Consider the following 19,064-nt stretch of genomic DNA (forward strand, 5'->3'; position numbering starts at 1 on the left):
TGCAATATGTGGGCATGACGGATCAACTCGACGCACGTCATCGAGTTATTCGGGTATTACGGGGATGTGGCTAGCGAGCGGGTTCGACGCTCAATGCTCGCCGCATTCCAGGTTTGTCGATCTTGCCCACCGGGTTTCGGGGTAGCGCGTCGACGACGTAGATCGCCACTGGCAGCTTCACGCGAGTGAGGAGCGCCGTGACATGTTCGAGCAGTTCGTTTTCCGTGACAGGCGAATCCGGATACGCAACAACATAGGCAACAGGTACCTCTCCGTAGACGTGGTGCGGAGCCCCGATCACAGCGGCCTCCAACACGGAAGGGTGCGTGGCAAGCGAGTTTTCGATTTCCTTGGGGTAGATGTTTTCTCCTCCCCGGATGATCATGTCTTTGATGCGGTCGACCAGAGTCAGGTAGCCATCCTCGTCCAGAAACCCGACGTCGCCGGTGTGCAACCAACCGTCCACAACAGTTGTGGCTGTCTCTTCCGGTCTGTTCAGGTAGCCACGCATCACGTTGGCACCCTTGATGATTACCTCGCCCGCGACACCACGCCGAGCAAGAGTCCCGTCGTCGGCGAGGATCGCAATCTCTTGCCCGGGCAACGCAGGGCCGACTGTGCCGAGTTTGCGAATGCCGCCATAGGGATTACACGCAGACGCACATGTTCCCTCGGTCAGTCCGTAGCCTTCCACGATGACAAAACCGAACCGTTCCTCGGCGCGTTCGAGGAGTTCCTTACTGATCGGTGCGGCGCCGCAGACACCTAGTCGCAACGACGCCGTGTCGAGCGTTGCACCTTCGGACTGCGAGGTCAGCATCGCGTAGATGGCGGGAACGGCGGAAAAGTAGGTGGGCCGCAAGCGTGCCACGTCGTCGAAGAACCTTGATACCGAGAACTTTCCGGTGATACTGACCTGACCGCCGACGATCAGCGGGGCGAGAACGCTCACGCAAATAGCATTGACGTGAAACAAGGGCAGTACCAGAAGACAATGGTCGGCTCCCGTGATGCCGATGCTGCGCCCCATCGACGACGCCATGAACTGCAGGTTGGCATGGGTCAGAATGACGCCCTTGGGGGTACCCGTAGATCCGCTGGTGTAGATCAAGAGCGCAAGGTCTTCCTCCGCGACGGCGACGTCCGGCAACGGTACGGATGGTGGCGCAACGGCCAGATCATCGACGCACAGCACTGCGCGTCCACCGTTCGGTGCACCCAGTCCAGACGTAACAACCAGTTGCGCACCGGAATCCATGATCTGATAGTCGGCCTCATTGGCCGTGAACATCGGATTGATCGGTGTCGCAGCGGCGCCGACGCGCCAGGCCGCCATGATCGCCGTCACCAACTCGACTCGGTTGGGAAGCATGATCGCAATGACGTCACCACGCCCGATACCCCGGCTTGCGAGTTGCGCCGCAACAGCTTCTACGCGATCGGCGAGCTCCGCATAGGTCAGTTCGCTTCTATCGTCACGAAGGCACGGAGCGGATCCGTACTTCTTTGCCAGATCGGGGGCCAGATATCCGATGTCCACCACGTGAGTCAGCACCTTTCATTGCATGTGACTCAGAACACTATCGGCGATCTGGGGCCGAAGAAACGGTCGCGGAGGCTCAACTTGCCCAATTTCTTTGTCTCCGGAGCACAATCGGTCAGGCACTCGATTGAGGCAAGATTTCCTGGGCACGAGCAGCAACGGCGTCGGCGATTCGTACCAAGATGGGCGGCGACAACTTCCACTGCTGCCAGAACAGCGGCACGTCGTAGACAAAATCCGGATCGAACCCGATCAGCGCATACGCCGATTCGTGACTTTGCAGATCAGGCAACAGACCCCAGCCGTAGCCCAGTCGCACCGCATCCGAAAAACCCGCAGACGAGGGCACCTGGTGGCGAGGAGGGTCAACGGGGTAGCCGACCTTCCTGCGCAAGTACCTGTCCTGCAGCAAATCCTTGCGGTTGAACACCACCACCGGTGCGGCTGAAAGTGCTTCTGTCGTAACACCGTCCGAAAACCATCTGTCACAGAATTCGACGCTTGCCATCGGCCGGTAGCGCATGATGCCGAGCCGGCTCGACGTGCACCCTTGAATTGGCGTCGCCGCCGAGGTTACTGCCGCCATCACCGACCCGTCACGGAGGAGATCGGTTGTATGGTCCTGATCGTCGAGATGAAAGTCGAAACTCGCTTCGGCCGTGAAATCTGCAAGCACCTGAAGTACCCACGTGGACAACGAGTCTGCGTTGACCGCAACCGAGATACGAGCCAGAGAGCCCTGTTCGTTGTCAAGACCCAACTCGCGCATGGTATCCCGCGAGAGAGCATCTATCTGACGGGCCAATCGCAGTACCTCGCGCCCCGAGTCGGTGACCTGAACCGGCTTGGTGCGTTGCAGCAGAATCCGGCCCACCGCATGTTCGAGTGCTTTGATCCGCTGACTGACTGCAGATGGCGTGATGTGCAGTTTCCGAGCAGCCGCGTCGAATGTCCCCTCGTCTACCGCGGCGTGGAGCGCTTTCAACTGCTCAATGTCCAGCATAATCTGAAGCTACTCTTATGTGGCTTAAGAATCATTAGCTGGACTGCCGATTATTCGACGGCCAGGCTGGTGACATGCTCAGCAATAGTGACCCGACGTCCGCCGTCGTCGGTTTTGGTGTCGGACTCTCGTTGATCGTTGCGATCGGTGCCCAGAATGCGTTTGTACTTCGCCAAGGCCTCACGCGCTCGCACGTACTCCCGATCGTGACAGTCTGCGCCGTTTCGGACGCAATTCTGATTCTCGCCGGCATCAGTGGAATTGGAGCCATTCTCGAACACGCACCGTCACTGATCACTTTCGTTCGCGTTGCCGGTGCGATTTTCCTACTCAGCTATGCAGTGTTCGCAGCCAAACGTGCCGTCCGGCCGCAGACGTTGGCGCCCGATCAACACGGCAACGGATCAAGGCTTGCCGCCATCACTATGGCATTGGCGCTAACCTGGCTGAACCCACATGTCTACCTCGACACCGTGGTACTGGTGGGTTCGATTGCCAACGGCCGCGGCGAGATCGGACGGTGGTGGTTTGCTGCCGGCGCCATCACCGCCAGCGCACTCTGGTTTGCCGCTCTCGGTTACGGCGCACGTCTGCTGACGCCACTTTTTGCCAAACCCAATGCCTGGCGAGTTCTCGACGCCATTATCGCCGTGATGATGACGACCCTCGGGGTCAGCTTGCTCCTGGAACTCTGAACACGGGCGGGCTGAATTTTGTATCCCGTTCACTGGAACATCGACAACCGCACGCGGGTGAGGCCGTGCTTAAAATCACCTTACGTCGACGTCGAGGACATCACTGACGACATGGTTTCCCGCTTCGCATCTGCACAACCAGTAGCTTTCCGTGCGCGGAAGAACCCACCTGGAAAACCGGCGTAGCCGGGAAAGGCTGAATGATGATGAACTGGAACGAAGAATATGACGTACTGGTGGTCGGTTCCGGCGGCGGCGGCGTCACCGGCGCCTACACGGCGGCTCGCGAGGGACTGACCGTCAATCTCATCGAGGCGACCGACAAATTCGGCGGCACCACCGCATATTCCGGCGGCGGCGGCGTCTGGTTTCCGTGCAACCCGGCGCTGCAACGCGCGGGTACCGACGACACCATCGAGGACGCGCTCGAGTACTACCACGCCGTAGTCGGCGACCGCACTCCGCGCGAGTTGCAGGACACGTACGTCCGCGGCGGCGGCCCCCTGATCGAGTACCTCGAACAGGACGAAATCTTGAAGTTCGAAATGCTCCCCTGGCCCGACTATTTCGGCAAGGCGCCCAAAGCCCGCCTTGATGGACAACGGCACACCATGCCCACCCCGCTCCCTGTCTCGCAGGCGCCGGAACTGCGGGAGGTTGTGCGCGGCCCCCTCGACTTCGACCGTCTCGGGATCCCGCAACCCGACGACTTTTTCATCGGCGGACGAGCACTGATAGCCCGCTTCCTCAAAGCCATCGAAAAGTATCCGAATGCGAAGTTGACCTTGAACAGCCCGCTTGTCGAGCTTGTGGTCGAAGAAGGAGCCGTCGTCGGCGCCATCGTCGAACGCGATGGACAGCGCGTAGCCATCCGTGCCCGCAGCGGCGTGATCCTGGCAGCCGGAGGTTTCGAGGCGAATGACGAACTGCGACAGAAGTTCGGGGTTCCCGGCCACGCCCGCGACACCATGGGGCCCGGAGCGAACCTCGGCAAAGCGCATCAGGCTGCCATCGCAGTCGGCGCTGACACCGACCTCATGGATCAGGCATGGTGGTCACCCGGACTGACCCATCCCGACGGGCGTTCTGCGTTCGCACTGTGGTTCACCGGCGGCATCTTCGTCAACCAGGACGGTGCACGCTTCGTCAACGAGTCGGCTCCGTACGACCGACTCGGGCGCGATGTGATCGCTCAGATGGAACAGGGCACGCTTACCCTGCCGTACTGGATGATCTACGACGACAAGGAGGGCGAGCGCCCGCCGGTGCAGGCACCGAACGTGTCGATGACAGCGACTGAAAAGTACGTCGACGCAGGCCTGTGGCACACCGCCGACACCCTTGAAGCCCTCGCCGAAAAGATCCGAGTGCCGTCCGAAATACTGGTGGAGACAGTCGCTCGATTCAACAAGATGGTCGAAAACGGCGTCGACGAGGACTTCGGCCGTGGTGACGAAGCCTATGATCGTGCGTTCTCGGGCGGCGAACCACCGCTGGTGGCGATCGAGCAGGGCCCGTTCCATGCGGCGGCGTTCGGAATCTCCGACCTCGGCACCAAGGGCGGGCTGCGCACCGACACGGCAGCTCGAGTTCTCGATACGTCGCACAACCCGATTCCCGGCCTCTACGCGGCGGGTAACACCATGGCTGCGCCAAGTGGAACGGTCTATCCCGGCGGCGGAAATCCCATCGGCACCAGCATGCTCTTCAGCCACCTCGCCGTGCAGAACATTCTCTCCGAGCGCGAGTAACGCACAGGCTGCCAGCGCACATGCGTTACCGTTCACACGACGCATGTTCCACGCAATTCACGTTTCGAGAGTTGTGACCGTCAGGTAGGACTGACCACGATGACCGCGGACGATATCGGCGACGAACCGCGTGAAGCCAGCCGCGGGTTGGTGCTGCTATGCCTTCTCGCGATCGTCGCCGGAGCTTGTGTCGGCTTCATCGGTGGAGCGTTCCGGTGGTGCCTGCACAGGGCGGACAGTCTTCGCGAGGCGATTCTGGAATGGTCACATGGGATTCCCTATGTCGGCTGGCTTGTCCCTGTTGCACTGGTGGCGTTGTGTACAGCGCTTGCCGTCATGATCGTGCAACGCGTGCCGCTGGCAGCGGGAAGCGGTATCCAGCATGTGGAAGCCGTCTTCCGCGGCGAGGCACAACCTCCACGTCTTGTCCTCGTGCCCGCAAGATTTGTGGGCGGCCTACTGGCGATCGGCTCGGGACTCGTGCTCGGTCGCGAAGGACCCACCGTGCATATGGGCGCGGCGATCGGAGCAGAAGCAGGTCGGCGAGCCCGGCTTTCGGTACCGGATGTGCGGCTGCTTCAAACATCCACTGCCGGAGCCGGACTTGCCGTGGCATTCAACGCGCCCATCGGGGGCGCTTTGTTCGTCTGCGAGGAAGTCACCAAATCGTTCCGGCTCCGCACAGTCCTTCCCACCCTGTTCGGCGTAGCGGTGGCAGTGGCATGCTCACGGCTGGTGATAGGTGATCGGCCTGACTTCGCGGCCGGCACCGTCCCAAGCCCACAGATTGCGCTCCTACCGCTGTTTGTCGTCTTCGGACTGCTCACCGGGATACTGGGGATTTTCTACAACCGCCTGATTCTGGGCATGCTCGATCTTGTTGCGCGCCATCGTCGTATTCCGCCGACCGCCATCGGCGCGATGATCGGTGCCGTCATCGGCGTCGTTCTGTTTCTCAACCCGCTGGTTGCCGGCGGCGGCGATACAGTCTCGCAGATACTTGTCGGTGGGCGCACCTTCGTCATGCCGATTCTGCTGCTGTACTTGGTTGTTCGATTCTTCACCGGCCCGCTGTCCTACGCCGCAGGAACTCCCGGAGGCCTTTTTGCTCCGCTACTCGCCCTCGGCGCGCTCTGGGGTTCGTTATTTGCCGGGCTGGCAAGCTTCATCCCCGGCGTCGACGCCGGAGTTACCGTCGCGATGGCGATGGTCGGTATGGCCGCGTTCTTCGGCGCCGTGGTGCGGGCGCCGTTCACCGGCATTGTGATCGTCGTGGAAATGACAGCCGTCACTTCGGTGCTGGTTCCGATGCTCGCCGCCACCGCTGCCGCAGTCGTCGTCGCGACATTGGCCGGGTCAGCACCTATCTACGACAGTTTGCGCGAACGGATGCTGCAATGCCAACGCCCACCTCGCGCGTAGCGAAGTGGGCGTTGGAAGAACCTGCGTTACCGGGCAGTCGCGAGAATCAGGCGGAGTGCGCCAACTCGGGTTCCTTTTCGAGCACCGGTGGAGCAGCCTCGATTTTCACCGGTTCCTGCGTGTAGTGGAAGTGCGGGCGACGGTGGCCGATGAAGGACCCGAACCAGGACATCACTGCGACATAACGGTTTCGGAAGCCCACCATGTACATGACGTGCACGGCCAACCACATGAACCATGCGATGGTGCCCTTGAATTCGATCTTCTTGCCTACCCGGACCACAGCGCTGAATCGACTGATGATCGACATGCTGCCCTTGTCCATGTACTTGAAAGGCGTTCCGGCCTTGCGCTTTCCATTGACAATCTTGGCAGCGTGACGGCCACCCTGCATCGCGACGGGCGACTGACCCGGCAAACCGTTGAGCGAGGTCATGTCGCCGACGGCATACACGTTGGCGAAGCCGCCCACCGTGAGGTCGGGATTGATGAGGAGTCGGCCGGCACGGTCACTCTCACAACCGGTTGCGGCTCCGAGAACTGCGGCAAAGTCGTTGGCGCGCACGCCGGCCGACCAAATTACGGTCTCGGCGTCGATACGCTTCTCTTCCTTGGTCGGGATCGACGACACCGTGACGCCATGCTCGTCGATGGCGGTGACCATCGTGTTGAGAACTACCTCGACACCGGACTTCTCGAGCGATTTCTGCGTGTATTCACTGAGCTTGCCACCGAAGGCGGGCAGTGCAACGCCGGCGCCTTCGACCATGGTGACAGTGACTTCTTCTGCACTGATGTTGTTGATAGCCATCGCGAAATAGCGTCGCGCCAATTCCTTGATCTGACCGGCCAACTCGACACCCGTTGCACCGGCACCGACAACAACGAAGCTCAGCAGGTTCTTGCGAGTGAGTGCGTCGGTGGTGGTGTGCGCCTCTTCGAAGCAGCGCAGGATTTGCTTACGCAGCAATTCCGCGTCTTCGACGGTCTTGAGCTTGTACGTGACCTCGGCAAACTCGTCGCGGCCGAAGTACGCCTGCGTTGCTCCTGTTGCTGCGATCAATGAGCGATATCCGAGCGTGTGCCGTTGGCCTGACGCCTCGTACACGATTGTGTTGTCTTCGGCATTGACCTCGACGACGCGTCCGAGACGAACATCCGCGTCGGGGAACTTCTGCAGGATGTTGCGGATCGGCGGAGCAATTTCGCCGGCCGAGAGCACGCCGGTCGCAACCTGGTAGAGCAGCGGTTGAAAGAGGTGCTCAGTGGTCTCGGAGATGAGGACAAACGGCGTCTTGGACTTCGTGAGCGTCTTCGCGGCAGCAAGTGCCCCGAACCCGGATCCGACGATGACGACCTGAGTCTTCTCGTGTCCCGTTGCATCCACATCTGCGCGACCCGCAGCAGTTCTGTCCACCACAAACTCCTAAACCAAATTGAAAGTATGACTATTACCGTATGGAACGGTCATAGGCTCAGTCCAGCTAGCTGCAGCATTCGCAAGACTGTTATCTGTTTTGCTCATAAGTAGGATGTCGGTATGGACTTTCGCCAACTCAAGTATTTCCTCGTTGTCAGCGAGGAGCTGAGCTTCAGCCGTGCTGCCGAACGGTGCTTCATCTCCCAATCCGCCATCAGCCATCAGGTCGCGCGACTGGAAAAGGAACTCGGCGCGACGCTCTTCGAGCGGTCCACCCGGGCGGTGCACCTGTCACCGGCAGGCTCGCGGTTGGTGCCGATCGCCCAGCAGGTTCTCAGTCTCGAAACCATGGCGTACTCGGTGGCACGCGATCCCAGCGCACGCATCCGCATCACGGGAAACATGAGTTTTGCCGGTCAGACACTCGATGCAATTGCCCATGTGCGCGAACGACATCCGGACCTCGACGTGGAGTTCGTGATCAAGAGCTTTGCGCACCGAATGGACGCAGTGGCGTCGGGCGATGCAGACATTGCGCTTATTCGCGGCAGCGTCGACCGCCCCGGGCTCGAGCCTATCGACCTCGGCGTCGAAGATCTGCTGATCGTCATGTCGAGTCGCCACCCATTGGCCGGCCAGCAGAGCGTCGATCTGAATGATCTCGCCGCCTATCCGCTACTGCTGCCACCTCGCCAAAGCCAGGTTTTGATTCACCAGGTCGTGGAAGACGCGTTCCGGGAAATCGGGCGTCGAGTGCAGTTGGGTCCGGCAATTCCGAGCGATCACACTGCCACGCTCGACGTCATCACGAACCCAAAGGCCTGGACCCTCCTGTACTCGATCACCGCCGGCGAATCCCCGCGCGCCGGAATCAGCTTCATGCGAGAAGCTCACGGGCGCTTGCGAATCCCTGTTTCCGGCGTGACCCGCAGCGGCGCCACACATGTGCCGGAATTCAACGATCTGATTCAGGCACTCAAAGATTCCATGAACCCGTCTTTCACTGAGTGAAAGTTGGGTGGTCATCAGTTCCTCGGCAGAGCAGCGTGGTGAGTAACCATGTGATGCGGCCGAGCGGCGCATCCCCTTTTTCAAGGAGCGACCATGACGAGTTTGATGACCGAACCGGTCTGGGAATCGAAGATCTTTGCCGGAGAATGGATCGCCGGCGGGGCCGCAGATCGCATAGTTGTCGAACCCGCAACAGGTAATCAGCTCAGCACCGTCGGCATGGCCACGCCTGACGACGTCGCTGCCGCAGCCTCGAGGGCCGCCGCGGCCCAGAAAGACTGGGCAGCACGGCCGTACACCGAGCGAGCAGCCGTTTTGCGCCGCGCGGGTCACCTGTTCGAGCAGTACACCGACGAAATCGGTGAGTGGGTAATCCGTGAGGCCGGCAGCATTCCGGCCAAGGCCGGGCTGGAAACCCACACCGCCGCTGAGGAGTGCTACAACGCAGCTGCCCTGGCCGCCCACCCCGTCGGGGAGGTTCTGTGTTCGGAACAGCCTCGCCTCAGCTTCTCGCGGCGCGTCCCCGTCGGAACTGTCGGCGTCATCGCGCCTTTCAACTTTCCGATCATCCTGGCCATCCGCGCGGTTGCACCCGCCCTCGCACTGGGCAATGCGGTGATCCTCAAGCCAGATCCGCGCACCGCAATCTGTGGCGGCGTGGTCCTCGCCCGCATCTTCGAAGAAGCCGGCTTGCCCGCCGGCGTGTTCAGCATGCTGCCTGGTGGCGCCGACGCGGGTGAGGCCATCGTGGTTCATCCGAGCATCCGCGTCATCGCCTTCACCGGATCGACTCGCGCCGGCCGGGCAGTCGGCGAACTGGCGGGACGTCATCTCAAGCGCGCCCATCTCGAACTAGGCGGCAACAACGCCCTGATCGTGATGGACGATGTCGACCTCGAAAAGGCAGTGTCGGTAGGCGCTTTCGGCTCATTCATGCACCAGGGACAGATCTGCATGACGACCGGCCGCCAATTGGTGCACGAGAGCATCGTCGGCGATTACACCGCTCTCCTCGCCGAGCACGCCGAGAAACTTCCCGTCGGCGACCCCTTCACCGGCCAGGTAGCGCTCGGCCCCATCATCGACGCCAAACAGCGCGACCACATCCACTCGCTCGTCACCGAAAGCATTGCCGCCGGAGCAAAACTGGCCGCAGGCGGAACCTACGAAGACCTCTTCTACCGACCGACAGTCCTGGCCGATACGCCACTCACAGCCCCCGCCTTTGCCGACGAGGTGTTCGGGCCCGTCGCCCCGGTGACGTCCTTCGCGAGCGTCGACCAGGCGATCGCCATCGCCAACAACTCCGAGTACGGCCTGTCCCTGGGCATTCTGACCGCCGACGCCATGCGTGGGCTCGAAATCGCCCAGCAGATCCCGACAGGCCTCGTGCACATCAACGATCAGACTGTCGGCGACGAGGCTGTCATTCCCTTCGGCGGCATGGCGTCCTCCGGCAACGGGGGTCGCGTCGGTGGCATCGGCGCCAACCTCGATGCGTTCACCGAAACACAGTGGGTAACGGCGCAGAGCACATTGCCCGTCTACCCCTTCTGATCCGAATTTCTCAGGAGCACAACATGTCCCAAACAGCGCGCGCCGCGGTCGTCGACAAGATCGGCGACCCGTTCACCCTCGGCGACGTCACACTGGACACGCCACGGGCGGACGAGGTTCTGGTCCGCATCGTGGCCGCGGGTGTGTGCGGCACCGACCTCGGCGTTCAAGCCGGCCACATTCCCTTCCCGTTACCCGGCGTTCTGGGCCACGAGGGAGCGGGCATCGTCGAAGAAGTGGGCAACGCCGTCACCTCGGTCAAGCCCGGCGACAAGGTCCTGCTGTCCTTCACCAGTTGTGGAACGTGCCGAAACTGCCGCACAGCACACCCCGCGTATTGCCAGGAGTTCTTGCCGCGCAACCTTATCGGCGGTAGTCGAGCCGACGGCACTGCCACGATCTCGCGAGGCGGCGAAGACGTGAATGGCCACTTCTTTGCTCAATCGTCGTTCTCCACATATGCCCTTGCCGACGAGCGCGGCGTCACGAAGGTCTCCGACACCGCGGATCTCGGTCTACTCGCTCCGCTCGGATGCGGCATCCAGACCGGTGCAGGAGCGGTACTCAACATCCTGAAGCCGGAATCCGGCTCGACCATCGCAATCTTCGGTGTCGGAGCAGTGGGTATGGCGGCAGTCATGGCTGCGAAGCTGACGGGTGCGGAGCGCATTTTCGCGATCGACATCGTGCCGTCTCGCCTCGACCTGGCACGCGAACTCGGCGCCACCGATGTGATCAATTCGAAGGACGTCGATGCCGCAGCGGAACTGGACCGGATCAGCGGCGGTCTAGGCATCGACTACGCCATCGACGCCACCGGCAACGTCGCGGTACTTGCGACTGCGATCGAATGCCTCGCTCCGCTGGGTACCGTCGCTGCCATCGGCGCTCCCGCAGCCGGAACCACTGTGGCGGTGGACGTAAATTACCTGCTCAACGGCCGCAAGTTTATCGGTGTCACGGAGGGCGACGCGGTGCCGCAGGTATTTCTGCCGTCGCTGGTGTCGCTGATCGAGCAGGGGCGTTTCCCCTTGGAAAAGCTGGTGAAGCACTACCGGTTCGATCAGATCAACGAAGCCGCTGAGGGCATCAAGAACGGCAGTGTGCTCAAGCCGGTGTTGCTGTTCGACTGATTCCCAGTGAGCTTCGGTGAACACAACCGTTGACGGGATCAATTCCCCGGACCTACCATCCAGAGAAATTTACTTCGCCACATTAAATACATTTCTCTTGTAGTTCCCGAGAAGGACCCATTGACGAATACCGCTACGACGAACACTGCTGCCGCGAACTTCGCAGTCGAATCCATCGCACCCTCTCCGCGCCGAGAAGCGGTGATCATCGCGGCCCTGAGCTTGGCCGCGATGATCGTCTCGATGATGCAGACGTTGCCGGTTCCGATTCTCGGGCGGATCCAATCCGACCTGGGAGTCTCGACCGCCGGCGTCAGTTGGGTGACAACGGCGACGCTGCTGTCTGCGGCGGTTTTCACCCCGCTGCTAGGCCGCTACGGGGATCAGCATGGCAAGAAACGCACACTGGTCGGCGTTCTTGTCGTCATGGTGATCGGTTCGATCGTCGCCGCGCTGGCACACAATCTGCCGCTGCTCATTCTCGGTCGGGTTCTTCAGGGAACTGCAACCGCGATATTCCCGCTCGCGCTCTCGGTCTTGCGCGAAGAGCTACGGCCGCACAGGCTTCCCGGTGCGATGGCCTTGGTCAGCGGAACTCTCGCGTTCGGCAGTGGGCTCGCGTTGGTCGCTACCGGCCTTCTCACGTCCGGCCCGGACGCCGACTACCGCAACGCCTTCTGGATGGCCACGGGATTCGCGGTGCTGGCCTTGATTGCCGTCATCACCCTGGTCCCGCCCACCACACACAAAAGCGGTGGTCGTGTAGACCTCATCGGTGCGCTGAGTCTGGGAGCGGCACTACTTCTGCTTCTGCTGTCGATTTCTCAAGGCCACCAATGGGGTTGGCGCTCACCCTTGACGATCGGCGTTTTCTTGGCCTCGACCGTGATGTTCGCAGTCTGGGTGTGGATCGAGAAGATCGTCGACGAACCGCTGGTCGACATGCGGATGTTCGTCCACCGCCCGGTGATGATGGCAAATCTTGCCGGCGTCGTGGTGGGCTTCGGCATGTTCGCAAACTTCCTCGGGGTCTCGTATCTCGCCCAACTTCCCCGCGATCTCACCGGCTACGGGTTCGACGCGAGCATTCTGCGTGCTTCGGTCGAATTCTTGCTGCCAGGCGCGATAGTTTCGCTGATCGCCGCCCCGATCGGCGGTCGACTCATCAGGCTGCGTGGGCCACGCTTCGTCCTGGGGCTCACCGCGGTCCTGGGGGCATTGCCGTTCGCGTGGCTGGCGTTCGACCACACGCACACCGCATCGGTTATCGGTGCAGGCATGGTGATCGGCGCCGCCCTCAGCCTCGGTTATGCAGCCATGCCCGCCATCATCATGTCCAACGTGCCACATCATCAGAGCGGCATCGCCAACGGCATCAACTCGATCTCACGTTCCACCGGCAGTGCCATCGGCAGCGCAGTGGTGACGACGATTCTGGCGTCGATGACAATCGCGAATCTCCCCGAAGGAGTACCTGCGATGCCCAGTGAATCCGCTTTCACTGTCACGTTTTCGACCGCCGCCGTCGCCTTCGTACTGGTGGGCCTGGTGGGGTGGCTGGGTCTGCGCCCGCCGCGTTCCCTTGCGGCTTCGGAGCAACGTGCCACCCCGGAGCAACCTCCCGCTAGGTGAGATCGAAAGTACCGCAGAGGATTAGGTACACCGTAGCCTGCGGGCATGGCAGGCGAGACGCTCTACGTGGTCGACCGGATCGTCACGAATCGCGGATGTGGGAAGAAGTTTGTCGACGAATTCCGTGCCGGCTACCTGCCTGGTGCCAGTCGTCGCGGCCTGACGCTCGACAACATACTGGTCAGTCCGCCGTTGTGGTCCGACAGCGAACCCAACGTCGTGACGATCACCTGGACCGTCGACGGAACCACCGGTTGGTGGGCAATGACTCGCCTGAGCCGCGGTGACTCCAGCCTGAAGCAATGGTGGGATGCAATGGATCCACTCATCTCCGAGCGTAGTCGCACCATGGCCGCTGCAGCCGACGACGTCGCGCCACTGGCCGATGTATAACGTCACGAGAGTCGTGCATCTTCAATTCGATGACAAATCGGAATAGCAGTCAGACGGAACGCGTCGCGCTCAGATCTCCTTCCACCTGCCGCCGCGTACGGGGCGGGGCAAGCCGAAAGCATCGATGTCTCCTTGCGCAATTCGAGCTGCGGCCTCATCGATATCATCGAGCAATTGGGAGGCGAGGTCGATCTCCGCCTGAAAATGGCGGCCTACCCATCGCAAACTCATCTGGGTAAATGCCCAGCCTGGTTCGTTCTCGGAATGATCGGCATGTTCTATTGCCTCGAGCTTCTTCGCCTGAAGATTACAAATGTGATCCAGCACTATCGCTTTGAGTTGATCGGGGTCATTCAGGTGACCCACCCACAGTCTCAACATCACGCCATGTTTGAGGACAGGTGTTTCGATCGGCGATTCGCGTGACCATAATCTGACGACCTCGATACCGGATTCGGTTATCTCGAAGACTCGTCGGTTCCGCTGCCCCGATTCGGAAATCTCCCGCGAACGAACAAATCCCAGTGCTTCCAGCTTCTTCAACTCGGCGTAAATTTGGCTTACCGAAGGACTCCAGTAATAGAATCCAATGCTCCAATCAGCCCACTTCTTCAGGTCGCTACCACTGAGTTCTTCACCGAATGTGAGCATTCCCAGCACTGCCCAACTTGTCGCGGGCAATGCTGGATAACACGTGGTCGCGGGATCAGGCACCGGGCCAGACTAACAAGATGTCAATCACCTGACGCCGACTTCCTCACCGAATGGACTGATTTCTCTATTGTGCTAACAGCTAAAGCCGCAATCGCAGTTCGGATACACCACGGATAAATGCTGTTCCGCCTCAGGTCACTCCACAAACAAATTCCCTGGACCCTGAGGTCGGGCAGAGAAAGGGAGACCGCAGACAGTGCGGTCTCCCTTTCATTCTCGGTCAGTCGGTATCAGCTCCTACTACGGGCATCCACCTTGTCGTCATCGTCGTCCCGCTCGCCGGCTGCGAGCTCGATGCCGGAATCCCGGGCGCCGGCATCACCGCTCGCCTTCTCGAGCTCGACCGGTGTGTCACCTGACACGACCTCTTCTGCATCAGGCTTTTCCGGCAACGGCTTCTTGAGGCTCAAGATGATCGAGCCTGCCAGCACCACGATGATCACGGCGAGGCTTACCAGTGACGGAATCTCGGGGATGGATGTGCTGATCACCTTGTGACCGGCCTGCATGATCAGCTTCACGCCGATGAAGGCGAGGATGATCGACAGTCCCTTGGACAGGTAGTGGAACTTCTCGAGTAGTCCCGAGAGCAGGAAGTACAGGGCACGCAGACCCAGGATCGCAAAAGCGTTGCTGGAGTACACGATGAACGGGTCGTCGCTCACTGCCAGAACTGCCGGGACACTGTCGACGGCAAACACGAGGTCGGCCGCTTCGATGGCTACGACAACCGCGAACAGCGGTGTTGCGATGCGCTTTCCGGCTTCCTTCACGAAGAACTTGGTGCCGGCGTACTCGTCCTGAACCGGCATGATCTTGCGCAACATGCGAACCGCGAACGACGTACCGGGGTCGAAGCTTTCGTCCTCGTCCTTGAGGAGTTTGTAAGCGCTGTAGAGCAGGATCGCGGCAAACACGAACAGCACCGCCGTGAACTTACTGACGATCGCGACACCAGCGGCGAGGAAGATACCGCGGAAGATCAGGGCGCCGATGACACCGAAGAACAGCACGCGGTGCTGGTACTCACGCGGCACCTTGAAGTAACCGAAGATCAGGGCGAAAACAAACAGGTTGTCAACGGAGAGGCTCTTCTCCAGCAGCCAGGCCGTGGTGAATTCGACACCTGAGTCCACCCCCAAGGTCACGGTGACAACCACCGCGAACACCAGCGACAAACCGACCCAGAGTGCACTCCACCTGGCGGCTTCCTTGAATCCGATGACGTGCGCGCCGCGGTGGGCAAGCAGGTCGATCAGCAGCATGATGACGATAACGGCGGCAAACGCGGCCCATGCCCACACGGGAACCGTCATCGCCGATCACCTACCCGACTGCCACGGTTAACTTCAGTCACGGGATTCTCCTTTGCCTGGAAGACGATTACTTCGATCACGACGGCCGTTTCACCGTCTTCACCAGTTTTCCTTGCCGACTTCAAACCATCACGGTCTATTTGTCGACGACTTTTCCTGCTGAAATTGCCGGATTACGGCAATCTTGGGGCGATTATGCATGTCGGCAATCTGTCCGAGTGTTCTAGCCTGGCAAGCATGAGCACCTCGTTGTACTACTCCGCCGTTCGCCCTGAACCGTTGTCGGCCGACGAGAGGACGGAAATCGACCGTCTGATCGCCGTGCACAACGACGAGTTCCCCTTCGACGCCGAAGTCCTCGACTTGTACGACTCGGATATCCCGAACACGGTCCTGAACGGGTCCACCAAGATCTCGAACGACGAAACGGAAATCATCCCGTCCCTCGTGTACTGGTTCAACGCACTGACTGAACTCAGGCGCGCCTTGCCGAACGCGCAGTGGGATGTCTCGCTCGACGACACGCCCGTCGACTGGGACGACGAATCAGGCTATTCGCTCCCCGGGTTGCCCGACATCAGCTGAGAGCAGTCAGGCGAGTGGAGTTCGGGGCCAATCGAGAAGCTTGGCCCCGAGCACCGCCGCGTGCAGAGCAAAAGCGTCGCCGGGATCATTCACGTTCTGGCCGGTGAGCTCGCGAATGCGATCCAACCGGTAGGTCACCGCCCGTACCGACAGGTGCAGATCCCGGGCCGTCTTTGCCGTGTTCCCTCCCGCGGCGAAGTAGGCGAGCAGCGTATCCACCATCGGCTCTGCTCCCCCACGTGCTTCGAGCAGCGGCGTGAGGAGAGTCTGAATCAGGTCGGTGACCGCCGGCCTGTCGTTGACCAGCACGCGATAGACCAACAGATCCCGCGCGTCGATTACCGGCGACTCGAGCGACAACCGCTGTGCGAGATCGAGTGCGTCGAGCGCTTCGCGGTACGACGCCACCACACCGGCGGCCGTGGTACGCGGTCGTCCGACCGCAATCTGCCAGGCCACGTCCATGGCGCGTCGTTGCAACTGAACGCGTCCGGCGCCGTCGGTCCCAGATTCGAGAGCCAACCGAATTCCGCGAAGCACATGGTCGATTGCATCTCGATCCGGCGCCGCAAACACGATGACGAGTTTGCCGCTCTTGCTGGCGACCAGCGCGTCGGCATCACCTTTACTACCGAGCACTGCACGCTCGACAGCGCCGACCAGAGGATTGTCGTCGGTGAATTCACGCGCAGCGGTCACGACTGCCACCGAATGCGGTCCGGACAAATGCAACCCGAAACTCGAAGCGCGAGCGAGCAATCCGACAACATCGGCGCCACCGGTCAACAAATCGTCCACGAATTCGCGGCGCGCGGATACTTGCGAACGCACGAGCGAGCGCTGCGCCAGCTGAAACCCCTCCGTCAGTTCCGCGACGGCGTCGTCGACAGCCCGGAGCATCACCTCACCGGCTGCCACTACCGCGTTCGGATCCGATTGCGCTGCAATGACAGCGGGAAGCTCACGCCACAGGCGCCAGGCAGACGAGAGGTACAGATCAAGCAACGCACGTAACGCAACACCTTGCTCGGCCGCGTCCTCACCACGGCCCCGGAATCGGTGAAGTTGCCTCCGCTGCAGCGGTTTACCGTCACAGACGGCTGAACTGATCACATCGAGGAAATCGCCGAGAAGTTCGATCGGCAATCCACCGGCGTCGTCTGCTCCCCCTACTGCAACCCGTCGAAGCACATCTGCGGGTACACCGGTTCCGTTCACTCCCGCATTCTCTCACTGCGCGGGTGTCAGGACAGATGCATCGAGCCCGTATCGATGTAGCGCTGATGGAACGAGAAAGCCTCGCCCAGGATGTGCGGAGTCTGACCCGCGCCCGGCTGTGCGTCGGCGCGGGCGACATAGTCATGCAGCAGCGGACGGAATTCGGGGTGCGCACACTTGTCGATGACCAGGCGGGCACGACGTCGCGGCGACAGCCCACGCAGATCAGCCAGGCCTTGCTCCGTGACAAGCACCTGGGTGTCGTGTTCGGTGTGGTCGACGTGCGGCACCATCGGGACGATCGCAGAAATCGCGCCACCCCGAGCTGTCGACGGGCTCAGGAACATCGAGACGTAGCCGTTGCGCGTGAAGTCGCCGGAACCGCCGATTCCGTTCATGATCTTCGTGCCCATGACGTGGGTCGAGTTCACGTTGCCGTAGATATCGGCCTCGAGCATGCCGTTCATCGCGATGACGCCGAGCCGGCGGATCACCTCGGGATGGTTGCTGATCTCCTGCGGACGCAACGTGATGTGTTCGCGATAGAAATCGACGTTCGCGGTCAGTTCTTCGATGCCTTCTTCGGTGAGCGCCAAAGCCGTCGACGACGCATGCGCGACGGTTCCGTCCTTGATCAGCTTGAGCATCCCGTCCTGGATGACCTCGGAGTAGCAGGTCAGGCCTTTGTACGATCCGCGGTCGAGGCCGCCGAGCACCGCGTTGGCGACGTTGCCGATGCCGGCTTGCAGTGGCAGCAGCGTATCGGCGGGCATGCGACCGGCACGCACCTCGAAATCGAAGAACTCCAGGACGTGACCGGCGATCGCCTCGCTGACGGCGTCGGGTGCAGACAGGGGGCTCGCACTGTCGCGGCAGTTGGTCTCGACGACGGCAACTACCTTGGCGGGGTCGACCCGGAACGTCGTCTGACCGATCCGGTCCTCGACACGAATGATCTCGAGCGGCTTGCGGTGAGGAGGGAGGGCAGTGCCGTAGTACACGTCATGCATGCCTTCCATAGCCTCGGGCACCCACGAATTGACCTCGAGAATGACTCTGTCGGCAACATCGAGCCACGTTTTGTTGTTGCCGATCGACGCGGCGGGGATCAGCTCACCCGACGCGGTGATTCCGGCGACCTCGACAACTGCCACGTCGACCTTGCCGTAGTAGCCCTCCCAGACCTGCTGGGCAACGTGCGACAGGTGGATGTCCACGTAGTCCATCCGGCCGTCGTTGATCCGCTTACGGGCTGTCGCCTCGGACTGATACGGCATGCGCAACGCGATGCCGTCGACCTCGGCGAGTAGGCGCTCGGTCTCGGTGGAGACCGAGGCGCCGGTCAGGAGGTTGATCGTGAAGTTCGACCCCTCCCCGCGGGTGTGGTGAATCCGCTCCGCCAGGGCAGGAACGATGACCTTGGGTGTGCCGGCGCTGGCAAAACCGCTGATCGCGACGGTATCGCCGGGGTGAATGAACTTCACCGCTTCCGCTGCGGACATCACTTTGGAAGCAAAAGCTGTGCTGCGAATACGTCCGGGGGCCGTTGTGTGCCCGGGCTCACCCAATGAGGAAGTCACGCCAACAGGATAAACACAGCCTGCCAAGGTCAAATATTCGGATTACCGAGACAGATTTGTTTCAACGTGATATGGCCGCGATCGATAGTCG

16 protein-coding genes are annotated in these 19,064 nt (G+C 61.1%); 9 read left to right on the forward strand and 7 right to left on the reverse strand.

What is annotated here, in order from left to right:
- Positions 1 to 70: 70 nt before the first annotated feature.
- Entirely contained in the window at positions 71 to 1,543 is a 1,473-nt protein-coding gene (locus R4P64_RS01780) for a class I adenylate-forming enzyme family protein (RefSeq protein ID WP_317819018.1), read from the reverse strand.
- A 115-nt stretch (positions 1,544 to 1,658) separates the two neighbouring features.
- Complete coding sequence (locus tag R4P64_RS01785) at positions 1,659 to 2,546, reverse strand: LysR family transcriptional regulator ArgP (protein ID WP_317819020.1); 888 nt, start codon at positions 2,544 to 2,546, stop codon at positions 1,659 to 1,661.
- Between the two features lie 74 nt (positions 2,547 to 2,620).
- Between R4P64_RS01785 and R4P64_RS01790 the strand changes: the two genes are divergently transcribed.
- The 3 genes from R4P64_RS01790 to R4P64_RS01800 all read left to right on the forward strand — a co-directional run bounded on the left by R4P64_RS01790 (position 2,621) and on the right by R4P64_RS01800 (position 6,414).
- Complete coding sequence (locus R4P64_RS01790) at positions 2,621 to 3,241, forward strand: LysE/ArgO family amino acid transporter (RefSeq protein WP_317819022.1); 621 nt, start codon at positions 2,621 to 2,623, stop codon at positions 3,239 to 3,241.
- 203 nt (positions 3,242 to 3,444) lie between these two features.
- Complete coding sequence (locus R4P64_RS01795; RefSeq protein WP_317819024.1) at positions 3,445 to 4,992, forward strand: FAD-binding protein; 1,548 nt, start codon at positions 3,445 to 3,447, stop codon at positions 4,990 to 4,992.
- 99 nt (positions 4,993 to 5,091) lie between these two features.
- Entirely contained in the window at positions 5,092 to 6,414 is a 1,323-nt protein-coding gene (locus tag R4P64_RS01800) for a ClC family H(+)/Cl(-) exchange transporter (RefSeq protein ID WP_317819026.1), read from the forward strand.
- A 46-nt stretch (positions 6,415 to 6,460) separates the two neighbouring features.
- Here R4P64_RS01800 and R4P64_RS01805 read toward each other — a convergent pair whose 3' ends face one another.
- On the reverse strand, positions 6,461 to 7,831 hold the full coding sequence (locus tag R4P64_RS01805; protein WP_045065538.1) for an NAD(P)/FAD-dependent oxidoreductase: 1,371 nt from the start codon (positions 7,829 to 7,831) through the stop codon (positions 6,461 to 6,463).
- A 123-nt stretch (positions 7,832 to 7,954) separates the two neighbouring features.
- Between R4P64_RS01805 and R4P64_RS01810 the strand changes: the two genes are divergently transcribed.
- From R4P64_RS01810 to R4P64_RS01830, 5 genes are all read left to right on the forward strand, one after another.
- A complete protein-coding gene (locus R4P64_RS01810; protein WP_045065541.1) occupies positions 7,955 to 8,845 on the forward strand; it encodes a LysR family transcriptional regulator in 891 nt (296 codons plus the stop codon).
- Between the two features lie 93 nt (positions 8,846 to 8,938).
- Positions 8,939 to 10,402, forward strand: coding sequence for an aldehyde dehydrogenase family protein (locus R4P64_RS01815; RefSeq protein ID WP_317819027.1), 1,464 nt, complete (start codon positions 8,939 to 8,941; stop codon positions 10,400 to 10,402).
- Positions 10,403 to 10,425: 23 nt separating this feature from the next.
- Complete coding sequence (locus R4P64_RS01820) at positions 10,426 to 11,535, forward strand: NAD(P)-dependent alcohol dehydrogenase (RefSeq protein ID WP_317819028.1); 1,110 nt, start codon at positions 10,426 to 10,428, stop codon at positions 11,533 to 11,535.
- 120 nt (positions 11,536 to 11,655) lie between these two features.
- On the forward strand, positions 11,656 to 13,167 hold the full coding sequence (locus R4P64_RS01825) for an MFS transporter (RefSeq protein WP_317819029.1): 1,512 nt from the start codon (positions 11,656 to 11,658) through the stop codon (positions 13,165 to 13,167).
- A gap of 45 nt (positions 13,168 to 13,212) precedes the next feature.
- Entirely contained in the window at positions 13,213 to 13,560 is a 348-nt protein-coding gene (locus R4P64_RS01830; protein WP_317819031.1) for a hypothetical protein, read from the forward strand.
- A gap of 69 nt (positions 13,561 to 13,629) precedes the next feature.
- On the opposite strand, the gene R4P64_RS01835 is transcribed toward R4P64_RS01830, so the two are convergent.
- Together R4P64_RS01835 and R4P64_RS01840 are read right to left on the reverse strand one after the other, a co-directional pair.
- Positions 13,630 to 14,211, reverse strand: coding sequence for a PadR family transcriptional regulator (locus R4P64_RS01835; RefSeq protein WP_080711699.1), 582 nt, complete (start codon positions 14,209 to 14,211; stop codon positions 13,630 to 13,632).
- 293 nt (positions 14,212 to 14,504) lie between these two features.
- The gene (locus tag R4P64_RS01840) at positions 14,505 to 15,590 is read right to left on the reverse strand and encodes a TerC family protein (protein WP_045065552.1); all 1,086 of its coding nucleotides are present in this window, start codon (positions 15,588 to 15,590) and stop codon (positions 14,505 to 14,507) included.
- Between the two features lie 237 nt (positions 15,591 to 15,827).
- Here R4P64_RS01840 and R4P64_RS01845 point away from each other — a divergent pair, with 237 nt between their 5' ends.
- A complete protein-coding gene (locus R4P64_RS01845; protein ID WP_045066763.1) occupies positions 15,828 to 16,175 on the forward strand; it encodes a hypothetical protein in 348 nt (115 codons plus the stop codon).
- A 6-nt stretch (positions 16,176 to 16,181) separates the two neighbouring features.
- Here the strand turns inward: R4P64_RS01845 and R4P64_RS01850 are convergent, their stop codons facing one another.
- On the reverse strand, positions 16,182 to 17,393 hold the full coding sequence (locus R4P64_RS01850; protein WP_317819033.1) for a helix-turn-helix domain-containing protein: 1,212 nt from the start codon (positions 17,391 to 17,393) through the stop codon (positions 16,182 to 16,184).
- Between the two features lie 26 nt (positions 17,394 to 17,419).
- The gene (locus R4P64_RS01855; RefSeq protein WP_317819034.1) at positions 17,420 to 18,973 is read right to left on the reverse strand and encodes an acetyl-CoA hydrolase/transferase family protein; all 1,554 of its coding nucleotides are present in this window, start codon (positions 18,971 to 18,973) and stop codon (positions 17,420 to 17,422) included.
- Between the last annotated feature and the right edge of the window lie 91 nt (positions 18,974 to 19,064).

The organism is Rhodococcus sp. IEGM 1366 (genome assembly GCF_033142425.1).
Taxonomy (GTDB): Bacteria; Actinomycetota; Actinomycetes; order Mycobacteriales; family Mycobacteriaceae; genus Rhodococcus_F; species Rhodococcus_F globerula.

Bases quoted from the DNA above. Each gene is read 5' to 3' on its own strand.
- R4P64_RS01785 (WP_317819020.1), bottom strand. From the start codon at position 2,546: ATGCTGGACATTGAGCAGTTGAAAGCGCTCCACGCCGCGGTAGACGAG.
- R4P64_RS01790 (WP_317819022.1), top strand. From the start codon at position 2,621: ATGCTCAGCAATAGTGACCCGACGTCCGCCGTCGTCGGTTTTGGTGTC.
- R4P64_RS01795 (WP_317819024.1), top strand. From the start codon at position 3,445: ATGATGAACTGGAACGAAGAATATGACGTACTGGTGGTCGGTTCCGGC.
- R4P64_RS01800 (WP_317819026.1), top strand. From the start codon at position 5,092: ATGACCGCGGACGATATCGGCGACGAACCGCGTGAAGCCAGCCGCGGG.
- R4P64_RS01810 (WP_045065541.1), top strand. From the start codon at position 7,955: ATGGACTTTCGCCAACTCAAGTATTTCCTCGTTGTCAGCGAGGAGCTG.
- R4P64_RS01815 (WP_317819027.1), top strand. From the start codon at position 8,939: ATGACGAGTTTGATGACCGAACCGGTCTGGGAATCGAAGATCTTTGCC.
- R4P64_RS01820 (WP_317819028.1), top strand. From the start codon at position 10,426: ATGTCCCAAACAGCGCGCGCCGCGGTCGTCGACAAGATCGGCGACCCG.
- R4P64_RS01830 (WP_317819031.1), top strand. From the start codon at position 13,213: ATGGCAGGCGAGACGCTCTACGTGGTCGACCGGATCGTCACGAATCGC.
- R4P64_RS01835 (WP_080711699.1), bottom strand. From the start codon at position 14,211: ATGCTCACATTCGGTGAAGAACTCAGTGGTAGCGACCTGAAGAAGTGG.
- R4P64_RS01840 (WP_045065552.1), bottom strand. From the start codon at position 15,590: ATGACGGTTCCCGTGTGGGCATGGGCCGCGTTTGCCGCCGTTATCGTC.
- R4P64_RS01845 (WP_045066763.1), top strand. From the start codon at position 15,828: ATGAGCACCTCGTTGTACTACTCCGCCGTTCGCCCTGAACCGTTGTCG.